Source organism: Caballeronia sp. LZ065 (assembly GCF_031450975.1).
In the GTDB taxonomy this organism is placed as follows: Bacteria; Pseudomonadota; Gammaproteobacteria; order Burkholderiales; family Burkholderiaceae; genus Caballeronia.
Window position 1 is genome coordinate 1,062,323 of record NZ_JARUXV010000004.1, and the last position, 13,274, is coordinate 1,075,596.

A 13,274-nucleotide genomic window follows, 5' to 3' on the forward strand; every position below is an offset into this window, starting at 1 on the left:
TGGAGAACCCATCATGCTTCCGTTTATCGCTCTCTCGGGCATCGCCAAGCGCTTCGGCGGCGTGCACGCCATCGAGGGCATCGACTTCGACGTCCACGCGGGCGAGGTCCATGCGCTCGTCGGCGAGAACGGCGCGGGCAAGTCCACGCTGATGCGCGTGATCGGCGGCGGCCATCAGGCGGATGCGGGCACGATTCGCGTCGAAGGCCGCGAGATCACGTTCCGCAATCCGCATGCGTCGCTGGCCGAAGGCATCGCCGTGATTCATCAGGAAACCGCACTCGCGCCCGATCTTTCGGTGGCCGAGAACGTGTTCCTCGGCGCGATGCCCGCCGTGCTCGACTGGCGCGCGCTGCGCACGAAGGCTCGCGCGTTGATCGAGAGCCTCGGCTTCGAGATCGATCCGGCCGCGCTCGTCGAAACGATGTCGGCGGCGCAATGCCAGGTCATCGAGATCGCCAAGGCGCTGAGCGGCACGCTCAAGCTGCTGGTGCTCGACGAACCGACCGCCGCGCTCGCGCCATCGGACGCGAACCGTCTGCTCGATATCGTGCGCGACCTGAAGGCGCGCGGTGTGGGCATCGTCTATATCTCGCACCGGCTGGAAGAAGTCTTCGCGATCGCGGATCGCATCACCGTGCTGAAGGACGGCAAGCGCGTCGATACCGTCACGCCCGGCGAGATCACGCGCGACGAACTGATCCGCAAGATGGTCGGCCGCCCGCTGTCCGTTCTGTTTCCCGAACGCCATGCGACGCTCGGCGCCGACGTGCTGAAGGTGGAAGGGCTGACGCGCGGCCGCGCCGTGCAGGATGTGTCGTTCTCATTGCGCGCCGGCGAAGTAGTGGGCCTGGGCGGGTTGATCGGCTCGGGACGCACGGAAGTCGCACGGCTCATCTTCGGCGCGGATATGCGCGATGCGGGGCATATCGAGCTGAAGAACAAGCCTCTCCACGCGCGCTCGCCGATGGCCGCAGTGCGCGCGGGCATCGGCTTCGTGCCGGAGGACCGCAAGGGCCAGGGCGCGGTGCTCGGGATGCCGATCCGCATCAACGCGACGCTCGCCGCGCTCGACTCCGTGAGCGGCCCGTTCGGCTGGCTGGCCTTCCGGCGCGAGCGCGCGGCGGTGGCGAAGCTGATGGACGCGCTGCGCATCAAGGCCCGCTCGATGGACGCGGATGTCTCCACGCTGTCCGGCGGCAATCAGCAGAAGGTCGTGCTGGCGAAGTGGTTCCACGCCGACGGCGATCTCATCATCCTCGACGAACCTACGCGCGGCGTCGACGTGGGCGCGAAGGTCGAGATCTACACGCTGGTCAATCAACTGGCGGAACGCGGCAAGGCCGTGCTGGTGATCTCGTCGGATCATCAGGAACTGATGGGCCTGTGCGATCGCATCCTCGTGATGGGCGAAGGCCGCATTCGCGGACAACTGAATCCCGACGACTACAGCGAGGAACGCATCCTCGCGCTGTCGCTGCAACGCGAGGCCGGCGAAGCGCCCTCGCTCACTCATACCCATGCGGAGATGACATCATGAACCAAAGCGCCGCCACGCCGGAATCGTCCAACGCGCGCACGCAGCGCGCTACGGCCGCCTCATGGTGGACCGCCGCGCGCCGCTTCAACACGGTCGCGATTCTTCTCGTGCTCGTGATCGCGGCGTCGTTCGTCTCGAGCGACTTTCTCTCCGTGCCGAACCTCGCGAACATCTCGCGGCAGGTGGCGGGCGTCGGCATCATGTCGGTGGGCATGCTGCTCGTCGTGCTCACGGGCGGCATCGATCTCTCGGTGGGGTCCGTCGCCGCGCTCGGCAGCGTGCTGTGCGCGCTGCTGATCCCCGAACACGGCCTGTGGTTCGCGCTGCTCGCCACGCTCCTCACCGGCGCGCTGTGCGGCTTCGTCTCGGGCGCGCTGGTGGCGTGGTTCCGGCTCACGCCGTTCGTCGTCACCCTCGCGATGATGACCGTGGCGCGCGGCATCGCGCTGATCGTGTCGAACGGCTCGCCGATTCTCGTCGACGATCCCGGTCAGGCGCTGCTCGACTTCGGCCGTCATTCGTATCTCGGCATTCCAGGTCCGACACTCGTCATGCTGCTGGTGTTCATCGGCGGCGGCGTTGCGCTGAACCGGCTGCGCGCGGGCCGCGTGGTGCGCGCGATCGGCTCCAACGAGGAAGCCGTGCGCCTGTCCGGCGTGCCGGTCGCGCGTCACGTGCTCGGCACCTATGTGGCGTCCGGCGTGCTCGCGGCAATGGCCGGCATCATCTCGACCTCGCGCGCGGGCGTCGGCGCGCCGACCGTCGGCGTGGGCGACGAACTGACCGTGATCGCGGCGGTGGTGATCGGCGGCGCGAGTCTCGCGGGCGGCAAGGGCGGCGCGCTCAACACGCTGATGGGCGTGCTGATTCTCGGCGTGATCGGCAACATCATGAATCTCGCGAGCGTGCCGGGCTATCACCAGCAGGTGGTGATGGGCGTCATCATCGTCGCGGCGGTGCTGTCGCAGCGCGGCGGCGGCTTCTGGCGCCGTTTCACGTTCCGATAAACTGTTCCTTTCGTGTGACCCCGCGTGACCCCGCCGGACGCGCCGCTGTTGGAGCCTGCGCGTCCGGCGTCCTTCAAAGGAACATCGAGTGTCCGACATCAACGTTCTCGAACTGATCGACCGCGCACGGCCGGGCCTGAAGCGCGGCAGCCGGCAGGTCGCCGAGTTCATCCTCTCGAATCTCGATACCCTCCCCGACCTGAGCCTCGCTGAACTCGCGCGGCTCGCGAACGTCAGCGAGCCGACCGTGCTGCGCTTCTGCACGACGCTCGGCTGCAACGGCTTTCGCGACTTCAAGATCCGCGTCGTGCAGAGTCTCGCGCTCGGCGCGCCCGCCGCGCACTCGGTGCTCGCCAACGACGACACGCCTGAGGCCGTCGCCACCAAGATCTTCGACTACACCATCACGAGCCTCGACTGGGCTCGCAAGAAGCTCGATTTCGCGGCCGTGGGACGCGCGGTCGATCTGCTCGCGAAGGCGCGCCGCATCGAGTTCTTCGGCTTCGGGGCGTCGGGCATCGTCGCGCAGGACGCGCAGCAGAAGTTTCCGTTGTTCGGCGTGCCGTGCGTCGCGCATCAGGATTCGCATCAGCAGTTCATCGCGGCCTCGATGCTCCAGGCGGGCGATGCGGTCGTCGCCATCTCGAACACGGGTTCCACGCGCGGGTTGATCGAGATAGCCCGCACCGCGCGCGAACGCGGCGCGGGCGTGGTCGTCATCACCGGCTCGGACAGCCCGATCACGCGTTACGCCGACGTCGCCGTGATCGCCGAAACGCTCGAAAACACCGACGTCTATACGCCGACCACGTCAAGGCTGGCGGCGCTGGTCGTCATCGATATTCTTTCGACCAGCGTGGCGCTCAGGCGCGGCGAGAACCACACGCGTGACGTCATGCACATGAAGAAGCGGCTCGCGCATTTGCGGGCTACGGGGGAAATCTGAGCCTTAAGCGAATGGCTTTCGAAGCATAAGAAAGCGTAAAGCCGGCACGGAGTTCAGCCCGTGCCGGCTTTTCAGGTGTGAAACTTGAAGTTATCACCTGCGGCTGTTCACCAGCGCCGCAGGCACGAACAGCACCAGCACCCCGCCGATGACCAGACTCACCGAGAGCGCCAGCACGCCCGCCCCTGCCGATCCTGTCGCTTCCTTCACCAGACCGATCAGCGACGGACTCACCACACCAGAAATACTGCCGACCGAATTCGCCAGCGCAAGCCCCGCTGCCGCCGCCGCTCCGCCGAGGAACGACGGAGGAATGACCCAGAACTGGGAGATGGTGGTCATGACGCCCATCGTACCGATGGTCAACGCAATCATCGCGAGCATCGTGGAGTGGGCGAACACGACGCTCATCGTCAGACCGAACGCAGCCACCAGCCCGGGCACGATCAGATGCCATCTTCGTTCACCGGTCCGGTCCGAGTTGTGGCTGACGAACACCATCGCCAGTGCGCCGGCCGCATACGGAATTGCCGTCAGCAAGCCGACATGCAATGGATCAGCCACGCCGCTGGACTTGATGAGCGTCGGCAGCCAGAAACTGACCCCGTACAGTCCCATGGTGTAGAAGAAGTAGATGACGCTGACGAGCAGCACCTTCGGGTTCATCAGGCCATCTCGCATCGAGTGCAGCCCGCTCTTGGGCTGTTCGGCCTTGAGCGCGGTCTCGAGCGTGTCTTTCTGCGACTCGGTAAGCCATTTGGCGTCGCTTACCTTGTCGTCGAGGTAGAAGAACGCCATCACGCCGAGTACGGCCGTTGGAATGCCTTCGACCAGAAACAGCCATTGCCACCCCGCAACACCATGCGAGCCGTTCATCGCGGTCATGATCCAGCCGGACAACGGCCCGCCGATCACCCCGGACATCGGGATGCCGGTCATGAACAACGCCGTCACCTTCGAGCGCCGCGAAGCCGGGAACCAGTACGTCAAGTAGAGAACGATGGCCGGAAAGAACCCAGCCTCCGCGACACCGAGGAAAAAGCGCATGACGTAGAACATCGTCGGTGTCTTGACGAACATCATCGCCGCTGAAATCAGGCCCCACGTGACCATGATCCGCGCGATCCAGCGGCGCGGACCCACGCGGAGCAACAACAGGTTGCTGGGCACTTCGAACAGCAGATAGCCGACGAAAAACACGCTCGCGCCGAATCCATAGATGGCCTCGCTGAAGCCGAGGTCGCTCAGCATCTGGAGCTTGGCGAACGCAACGTTGATCCGGTCGAGATAAGCGAACAGGTAGCAGACGAATAGAAAGGGAACGAGACGCCACGCTGCTTTGGTGAAAACAGACGTGTCGGCGCCTTCCACGAAGGTGGCTGGGCTTTGGGAACTCAAGGTGTGTCTCCTGTGGGGCCATCGTGTGACCAGCGGGTGTCCTGTACCGGACGCTTCTCCGCCAGCGCTGGAGACGCACGCGCCAGAACTGGCGCGCGCATCCCGCACTTCCTGCGTACTCAGTCGAACATGTCCGGCTGGGTTTCGACCAGCTCGCTCCAGATGGTCTGGAAGTGCAGCCAGCCGATGTAGTCGCTGCCCACGTGCTCGCGGCTATAGCGGGCGCGCTCGGGCGTGACTTCCTTCGGCGTGATGCCGGTGGCTTCGATCATCAGTTGCTGCTGGCAGCAGCGCTCGAGCGCGATGAACCAGAACGCGGCCGAGTCGATGCTGTGACGGCTCGCCGTCAGCAGGCCGTGATTCTGGTGAATGGCCGCTTTCACGCCCTTGAATGCGTTCGCGACCTTGTTGCCGCCCTTCACTTCCACCGCGACCTTGCCTGCTTCATCGCCGATGACCACGTGGTCTTCGAAGAAGGCGGCCGCGTCCTGCGAGATCGGCGCCAGCGGCTTGCCGAGCGAAGCGAAGGCCGTGCCGTAGACGGTATGCGCATGACACATCGCGACGATGTCCTGATGCTGCTCGTGCACCGCGGCATGCAGGACGAATCCAGCGCGATTGATCGCGTATTCGCCTTCGACCACCTTGCCCTCGTGATCCGCGCAGATCAGGTTCGACACCTTCACTTGCGAGAAGTGGACAGCCATCGGATTGGTCCAGTACAGACCCGGATGCTCCGGATCGCGCACCGTCAGGTGACCCGCGAAACCGTAGTCAAAACCTTGCAGCGCGAAGGCGCGACATGCGGCGACGATACGTTCCTTCAGATACTTGCGATGTTCGGCGTGGTCCTTGAACTCGGGCATGCGCGGGAAGATCACGCCTTCCTGATCCGGCTCGTAGATCGAGATCTTGCCGGGCTTCAGAATCGATTCCTGCGTGGCTTGCTTCGGTTCATCGATGGTGGACATCAGATACTCCTGTTGTTGATTGGGGGACACTGAGACTTCAAGAGAGCGGCGGCCTAGTTTCTGGAGCGATCGACCAGCGCGTCCCGCGCGATCCACGGCATCATCGCGCGCAGTCTGGCACCGACGATTTCGATCGGATGCGCGGCGGTGATACGGCGACGCGACTGAAGGGTCGGCGCGCCCGCCTTGCTTTCGAGGATGAATTGCTTCGCGTACTCACCCGTCTGGATGTCGTGCAGCACGTCCTTCATCGCTGCCTTGGTCTGCGCGGTGACGATGCGCGGGCCGGTGACGTATTCGCCAAATTCGGCATTGTTGGAAATGCCGTAGTTCATGTTGCCGATGCCGCCTTCATAGATGAGATCGACGATGAGCTTCACTTCATGAAGGCATTCGAAGTACGCCATTTCCGGCGCGTAGCCGGCTTCCACCAGCGTTTCGAAGCCCGCCTTGATGAGGTCCACCAGACCGCCGCAGAGCACGGCCTGCTCGCCGAACAGATCGGTTTCAGTCTCCTCCAGAAAGCTCGTCTCGATGATGCCGGCGCGACCGCCTCCCGTTGCCGCCGCATACGCGAGCGCGATGTCGCGCGCCGAGCCCGAGCGGTCCTGCGCCACGGCGATCAGATGCGGCACGCCGCCGCCTGCGGCATACGTGCTGCGAACGGTATGGCCCGGCGCTTTCGGCGCGATCATGATGACGTCCAGATCCGCGCGCGGGCTGACCTGGCCGTAGTGGATGTTGAAGCCGTGAGCGAAACCAAGCGCCGCGCCTTCGCGGGCATGCGGTTCGACTTCCGCGCGATAGACCTCGGCAATCTGCTCGTCGGGGAGCAGCATCATCACGATGTCGGCTTCCTTGACGGCATCGGCGATGCGCTTGACGGTCAGGCCGGCGCGTTGCGCCTTCTCCCACGAAGGGCCCTGGCGCACGCCGACGCAGACGTTGACGCCGCTGTCTTTCAGGTTGAGGGCGTGCGCATGACCCTGCGAACCGTAGCCGATGATGGCAACGCTGCGGCTTTTCAAAAGGGCAAGGTCTGCATCCTTGTCGTAAAAGACTTTCATGCTGTTTCCAGATAGGTGCGATGAAGCGTTGATGTCCGGCCACGCGAGATGCGTGGTCTACAGGTCCAGGATCAAGGTCTTGCTGATCGGCCTGGAAACGCATACCGTCAGGAATTCCTTGCGTTCGTCCTCGTCCAGAATGAAGTCGTTGTGTTCGACTTCGCCTTCGAGATAGCGGACCTTGCAGGTTGCGCACAGACCGGCGCAACAGGACGTGGGCACTTCGACGCCCGCCTCGCCCAGCGCTTCACTGAAGTTTTGCTCCGGTCCCACATGAATGACCTGACCCGTGCTGGCAATGGTGACGTCGCAACCCTCGGCGTTATCAGTGCCCGAAGGCTCGCGCTTCGGCTGGTCGGGCGCCTTGAAGTGCTCGAAGTGCACGGTGCCCTTCGGCCAATGACTCGCCGCGTCCGCGCAGGCCGCCATGAATCCGCCCGGCCCGCAGTAATAGACATGCGCGTCCGGTTGCGGCTCGGCGAGCAGCGCGCGCAAGTTCAGACGATCGGCTTCCGCGCCATCGTCGAAGTGATAGTGCAGCTTGCCCGCGCTCAGCATGCTGGCGAATTCAGGACCGAATGCCGCCGCATCCTGGCTGCGCGCGCAGTAGTGCATGTCGAAATCCACGCCGCGCTGATCCAGTTCATGCGCCATCGCCTTCAACGGCGTCACGCCGATACCGCCCGCAATCAGCACGACCTTGCGCGCGCCTTCGGCCAGCGCAAAATGATTGCGTGGCTTGCTGATGGTGACGATGTCGCCAGCGCCGATGCTCTCGTGCACCGCGCGCGAGCCGCCGCGCCCGCCTTCATCCTTGAGCACGGCAATGACATACCGGTTGCGCTCGGCAGGCGAATTGCACAACGAGTACTGTCGAATGACGCCGTTCTTCAGATGGACGTCGATGTGCGAGCCCGCCTCGAAGCGAGGCAGCGCCTGGCCGCCCGGGTTCGTGAGCTCGTACGAGTTGATGCCCTTGCCTTCATAGCGAATCTGCTTCACGCGGACATCGAGCGTACCGGCTTCGATGTCCGCGACCGCTTCTTCCTGTTCCAATCGTTCCAATACCGTGTCCATGATCCTTGCTCCGTGGCGGATGACCGGCCGCGCGTACAGGCGACCGGCACCGAGTGCGCCGATTAACTCTTCAGCGACTGTTCGAGGTCCTTGAACTTGTTGCGCACGAAGTCACCGCGCGCTTCGCCCTTCAGGCTGTCGCTCTCGGTCAGGATCTGGACGACGGTCTTCAACACCTTGCGACGGCGCGCCACTTCTTCTTCGACCGTCGCGCCCTCTTCGATTTCGAACACGTTGCCCGAGCAGAAGCTGTTGGGCGCACCACCCAGGGCCCGGAACCATTCGGCGAAGCCCTGCGCCGATGCCGCTGCGTTCGTGCCGCGCACCGCATCGCGCAGCATCTTGCGGAACTGATACAGGCCCGCGTCGAACTTGGTCGGATTCTCGAGTGCATGAACGGCGATGGACCGCTGGCTGATGATCGCCTCGTAGTCGCCCGGCGCGTATTGAGCCTGCTTGTAGATGTCGCGTTCGCGATGGTTCGGGGGAATCGGCGGCATGTCTTCAAGCTTGTACTTGCCGAAGCGCTCGGGACGGCGCATCGCTACCTGTCCTTCGAGGAAGTCGATGGTTTCGTAACCGACCATCTCCTTGTTGCCGATGCCGCGCGTGTCGATTCCCGGGCCCATGACGCGCCAGCCGATCATCTTGCTGTTCTCGTCATCGACAGGCACGGTCCAGCGAATGATGTGGAAGCGGCTGAAGTACTTCTTTTTCGAACCATCTTCCGACGTGTACGCATGCAGGCTCAGGTTCGGCAGCACCTGATGCTGGACCCGGACGAACAGCCGGTCCTTGTTGACGCGGCGCGCGCCGGCGCACGCCAGACTGCGGCCGCCCTGTACCGGCACGAAGTTCATGTCGGGCGCCACTTCCATGGACGCGGCGCCGACTTCGTCGAAGGTCGTACCCTGATAGTTGCCGTCGACGACGTTCTTGCCGGCGTGCAATGCGGTCGGATGATAGTTGTCCGCCGCGTTGTCCTGAACCTGCAGCCAGTTGCAATGCTGGAAGTTGCTATAGGGCACGAGCTCGTCGCCGGGCGACACCGTGTAGTCGCCTTCCCATTCCGGAAACGGCGGCTCTTCTTCCGGCGGCCCCATGTAGGCGAACACGAGGCCGTTGCGCTCGACCGCCTTATAGGCGCCCTGACGGATCGAGCAGGCATAGCGCTCAGCTTCCTTTTCCTCGCCCTTCGGGAACGGCACGTGGAGGCAGGCGCCGTCCACGTCGAACACCATGCCGTGATAGCAGCACATGATGCCGCGTTCCTGGATCGCGCCGTATTCGAGCGACGCGCCACGGTGAACGCAGTGCGCATGCAGCACGCCGACGCGGCCGCTCTTGTCGCGGAACGCGACCAACTCTTCGTTGAGGATCTTGAGGAAGCGCGGCGTGTCGGTCAGTTCCATCGACATGCAGACCGGGTGCCAGAAGCGACGCATATATTCGCCCGTCGGCGTGCCCGGACCGGTTTCCGTCAGTTCGGGATCATGCTCCGGCGTCTTGTTGGCGTAATAGCCACCGAACGGAATCAGCTTCTTCGCCACCGGCGCCGACCCTCCGGTGCGCTTCTGGTCGTCCATCTTGTCCGATTTGACGCTCATGTCCTGCCTCCAATGATTGTTAGGGACCACATCGGTTGTTGTCGTCAGAGCTGGTTTCCGTCGTCGGTGTTCCGTGCTCTGAACTCTGTATCCAAAGATTAGGCGCATGCGACGGCCTTGTCTCTATGGGTAAACACGGATGCGCGTCGTGTTCAGGAAATCGTGAAGGTGCTTCACCTGCGAGTGACGACGACGCGCGACATCACGCAGGTCTTTGCAGATGCTGCATGAGGCGGGAGAGTTGACGGACGCCGAGGGAGATGAAGCGAAGAAGGCCGCTTGATGCGCGTTCGACGATGCGCCGAACCGTCAAGCGGCCGAAGGACTCATGCAATACGTATTGCGACTCAGGAAGTAGCCTGAGCGATTTCGCTGTTCGTGCTCATATGCTTCACGAGATTGGCCCGCGCCGCTTCGACGTGCAGCACGCTCAGGCGCGCGGCGAGTTCTTCATCGCCTGCCGCGATCGCGTCCGCGATGGCCGCGTGCTCGTCCCAGACCACCTTCCTCTGGCCGACCACCTGATGCACCGCGCCCATTACGCGCCGAAGGTGCATCCAGTGAAGGCGGGCATTTTCCAGAATCAGCGGATTGCCCGAAGCGGCGTAGATCGCCAGATGGAACGCCATGTCGGCTTCGACCATGGCCTTGATGTCGTCGCCTCGCATCGCCTTGCGACCGTTGGCGATCAGCGACTTGTCGAGCCGTACGGAACGCCGGGCGGCGAGCTTGGCGGCAAGGCCGTCGAGCGCTTCCCTGAATTCATACAGATGACCGACCCGCTCGACGTTGAGCGGCGTGACCTGCAGACCGCGCCCCGGAGCGTCCTCGACCAGCCCATCCTTCTTGAGCAGACGAAACGCCTGAAGCACGGGCGATCGGGATACCGAGAGCTGCTCGGCAATCTCCTCCTGCACGATCCGCGTGCCAGGCGCGATGGAACCTTCGCTGATGGCGTCGAGAAGAATGTTGTAGACCTCGTCGACGTAATCGGTACGAGCCTGAATCTTGACGAGTTTGGCCGGCATGGCAAATCAGAATCGATATTGAATACCGAATCCTATCAGCTTTCCAGAGGGTCTTTGCTCGCGCAATTCGTCGCGCAATGGCGTTCAGCCCATCGACAGGAGCGCGACGCCAAGCGTTTCGTTTTCGACGGCATGCTTTTCGTAGAGCACGTCCGGCGCGACGTCACGCACCTGCAACACGTCCTCCATGACCACCCGCGCGCGTGCCAGACCGGATTCGGAATTGGCCTGCACGAGCACGAGCGATTGCGACGCGAAGTAGCGTCTTGCCTGCTTCAACACGAGATTCGCATCTTCGATGAACGCTGCTGCGGTGAAGTCGCGCGCGTCACGTACGAGGATCGACACCAGGCCGAACTTCGAGCGCGCCAGGATCCATGCGGCCTCGTAATCCGTCCGCGTCTCGGATCGCATGAGCACGCGCGAGAGCCCTTCGAGTTCCGTCAACGAGTCTTTTGCATTCAAAACGCATTGTGCCGAAGCGGGAAACGCGTCGGACTCCGTCCACTGTGCAAGGGCATGAGGGGGCCGACGGAGACCGCCGAAAGCGCCATCGCTATGGCTCAGGGTCTGACATTCGACAGGAACACTCGCATCGGACCGCAGAATGAGGTAGTTGGGGACGTCCATTTTCGGATCTGTCGACTGGCGCTGTGGAGATGTGCGATTGTCATGGCTTGAGACTTCATGACTACGGTACTCTAAATTCTGTATACAAAGAGTACGTTCGCAAAGAGGTCACTCCCATCAGGGAAAACACCATCTCTGTCGATGCGAAAGGGGTGAGTACTGAGGGCGGAAGAATTTGCGCAAGACAGAGTCTGGGAAAAGCCGAACGGGTTGACGACCCCTTTCTCAGGCGACGCTGATCTCCAGCCGTTTACCCAGCACAGCGAGCGCGTGCGCGATCGTGTCGATCTTGGTCGCATGGTTCAGCGTCATGATGCGGTTGACGTCTTGCGGCCTGGTGTTCAGCCGGCGCGCGAGCTCCGACGGCGTAACGCCCTGCGCGATCATCTCATTGAGAAGCAGGATCTTGACCGAGACGCTGGTCGGCAACGCAACCAACACTTCGTCCTTCTTTACCTTCGACGGCAGCGGCACCAGGCGCTTGTCCTCGAAGTAAAAGTCCATCGCCGTCAGCAGCGCGTCGGCTGCCATTTCACACGCCTCTTGCAGGCTATCGCCCTGTGTGATCGCTTCCGGTATATCCCGGAATGTCACTACGAAGCCGCCTGTGTCCGGCTCGAACCGGGCTGGATAACGCAACATATTGCACTCCATTGCTTGAGAAACGGTGCAGAGCGGGTCCTTTACTCAAGCGCGAGACCAGGTTGACCTGAGGGCCTGACGAAACAGAAGACAGGGTCCCATCGATCCCATACTGCGCCGGGGACGTACTCGCACCGAGTCATCCGGGCAGCGACTGCTGCCCAGCCAAGCGTGATGGATCGCATTTGATGCGCGGAATCAGGACTCGGCGAGCGCCATGATGTCCGGCAGCCCCATGTAAGGGGCCTGTTCCGCGAGCTGGCCGATGAAAGACTTCCAGTACAGATCGCCGTGATCCGTCCTGAACGGATCGTAGCTGCCATATCTTGTGGCGACGTCAGCCATGGCGACGGCATCAGCGAAATCGAGGAGGGCTTGGGCTTGGAGCTTATTCATGCCCGCAGTATCGGCACGTCCATGCACGAACTTTAGGAAGTGACATGCAGCAGCCTATCCAAGGATTCATGCGCGTCACGCGCGACTATCTGGAGAAGCACAATAAGTGACGCCTTCCTCAGCGGAGAAGAAGTCGCCGACTTCGCCAGCCTGAATGGCGGAAGGCAGCCGGAGTCGAACCGACCTGGGAATGTCTGACATTCCCAACTGAGTTTGAAGCTCAGCCGCACCACCGGATACGGATGCCTTCCGTGTTTCACACTGCGCCGCCCAACTAGAAACCTGCAGGGCGCGACCGATTATAACTACGTCATCCGTCAAGCATGAGTCAGGGTCCGCCGCCTTTGTCCTTCAAGTGCCGTCGCGGCTGACGCCTCCTCAGCAACCGATAGACGCAATAGAGCAACGCGACGGCCACGAGCAGATCGACCACAGTGGTGCCGTGCGCCTGCAATTCGAGCAGCGCGAGATGCAATTGATGCTCGAAGAGCGCGCCGCCCAGCAGCCAGAACGCCGCCCACGCCACGATCCCCGCCGTATCCCACATAAAGAACGCCGGCACCGCGATCTGCGTCGTGCCCATCAACGGCGGCGTGACCAGTCCGAGACCCGGAACGAATTTCGACAGCGCCACGATCGGCGGCCCATGCCGCTCGAACAGTTCGCCGGTCGTGCGCATGCCCGAATCCACCGCATACGACCTGCGCGACAGCGCCGCGACTAGCTTGCGTCCATAGATGCGTCCTGCGGCGAACCACACGCCGTCGCCCAGCAACGCGCCGCACACCGCCGCGAACAGCACGTGCGTGAACGCGAGCCGCCCGCTCGCCACCGCCGATCCCGCGAATATCAGCAACGGCGCCGACGGCAACGGCACGCCAAGACGCGTCAGCAGCACATTCGCGAAAACGGCCGCGCCGCCCCATTGCACGATGGCCGACGGCGGAATCTGGATCAAACGGCAC

13 protein-coding genes and 1 tRNA gene are annotated in these 13,274 nt (G+C 63.0%); 3 read left to right on the top strand and 11 right to left on the bottom strand.

Annotated elements, in window-relative coordinates; all coding sequences use genetic code 11:
• Window positions 1-13: 13 nt before the first annotated feature.
• The 3 genes from QCE63_RS31425 to QCE63_RS31435 all read left to right on the top strand — a co-directional run bounded on the left by QCE63_RS31425 (window position 14) and on the right by QCE63_RS31435 (window position 3,493).
• Window positions 14-1,540 carry a sugar ABC transporter ATP-binding protein gene (locus QCE63_RS31425; RefSeq protein ID WP_309838518.1) on the top strand — a complete coding sequence of 509 codons (1,527 nt, stop codon included), beginning with the start codon at window positions 14-16 and terminating at the stop codon, window positions 1,538-1,540.
• Window positions 1,537-2,547 (top strand): ABC transporter permease, encoded by a 1,011-nt coding sequence (locus tag QCE63_RS31430; protein ID WP_309838520.1) that lies wholly within the window; start codon window positions 1,537-1,539, stop codon window positions 2,545-2,547. The genes QCE63_RS31425 and QCE63_RS31430 overlap by 4 nt, the downstream gene beginning before the upstream one ends.
• 88 nt (window positions 2,548-2,635) lie before the next feature.
• The gene (locus QCE63_RS31435; RefSeq protein WP_309838521.1) at window positions 2,636-3,493 is read left to right on the top strand and encodes an SIS domain-containing protein; all 858 of its coding nucleotides are present in this window, start codon (window positions 2,636-2,638) and stop codon (window positions 3,491-3,493) included.
• A gap of 93 nt (window positions 3,494-3,586) precedes the next feature.
• Here the strand turns inward: QCE63_RS31435 and QCE63_RS31440 are convergent, their stop codons facing one another.
• The 11 genes from QCE63_RS31440 to QCE63_RS31490 form a co-directional block, all read right to left on the bottom strand.
• Entirely contained in the window at window positions 3,587-4,891 is a 1,305-nt protein-coding gene (locus tag QCE63_RS31440) for an MFS transporter (protein WP_309838522.1), read from the bottom strand.
• Between the two features lie 119 nt (window positions 4,892-5,010).
• Entirely contained in the window at window positions 5,011-5,862 is an 852-nt protein-coding gene (locus QCE63_RS31445) for a class II aldolase/adducin family protein (RefSeq protein ID WP_309838524.1), read from the bottom strand.
• 53 nt (window positions 5,863-5,915) lie between these two features.
• On the bottom strand, window positions 5,916-6,929 hold the full coding sequence (gene ilvC / locus QCE63_RS31450; protein WP_309838526.1) for a ketol-acid reductoisomerase: 1,014 nt from the start codon (window positions 6,927-6,929) through the stop codon (window positions 5,916-5,918).
• A 57-nt stretch (window positions 6,930-6,986) separates the two neighbouring features.
• Window positions 6,987-8,006: a PDR/VanB family oxidoreductase gene (locus QCE63_RS31455; RefSeq protein WP_309838527.1), complete on the bottom strand. Its 1,020-nt coding sequence runs from the start codon at window positions 8,004-8,006 to the stop codon at window positions 6,987-6,989.
• 62 nt (window positions 8,007-8,068) lie between these two features.
• Complete coding sequence (locus tag QCE63_RS31460) at window positions 8,069-9,613, bottom strand: Rieske 2Fe-2S domain-containing protein (protein ID WP_309838529.1); 1,545 nt, start codon at window positions 9,611-9,613, stop codon at window positions 8,069-8,071.
• Between the two features lie 347 nt (window positions 9,614-9,960).
• The gene (locus tag QCE63_RS31465; RefSeq protein WP_309820977.1) at window positions 9,961-10,641 is read right to left on the bottom strand and encodes a GntR family transcriptional regulator; all 681 of its coding nucleotides are present in this window, start codon (window positions 10,639-10,641) and stop codon (window positions 9,961-9,963) included.
• 84 nt (window positions 10,642-10,725) lie between these two features.
• Window positions 10,726-11,088 (bottom strand): hypothetical protein, encoded by a 363-nt coding sequence (locus QCE63_RS31470; RefSeq protein ID WP_309838531.1) that lies wholly within the window; start codon window positions 11,086-11,088, stop codon window positions 10,726-10,728.
• Window positions 11,089-11,496: 408 nt separating this feature from the next.
• Window positions 11,497-11,913 (bottom strand): type II toxin-antitoxin system HicB family antitoxin, encoded by a 417-nt coding sequence (locus tag QCE63_RS31475; protein WP_309838534.1) that lies wholly within the window; start codon window positions 11,911-11,913, stop codon window positions 11,497-11,499.
• Between the two features lie 198 nt (window positions 11,914-12,111).
• Window positions 12,112-12,309, bottom strand: a complete 198-nt coding sequence (locus tag QCE63_RS31480) for a hypothetical protein (protein ID WP_309838536.1) — start codon at window positions 12,307-12,309, stop codon at window positions 12,112-12,114.
• A gap of 155 nt (window positions 12,310-12,464) precedes the next feature.
• Window positions 12,465-12,560: transfer RNA gene (locus QCE63_RS31485), tRNA-Sec, on the bottom strand.
• Between the two features lie 77 nt (window positions 12,561-12,637).
• Complete coding sequence (locus QCE63_RS31490) at window positions 12,638-13,267, bottom strand: DedA family protein (RefSeq protein ID WP_309838538.1); 630 nt, start codon at window positions 13,265-13,267, stop codon at window positions 12,638-12,640.
• Window positions 13,268-13,274: the final 7 nt, after the last annotated feature.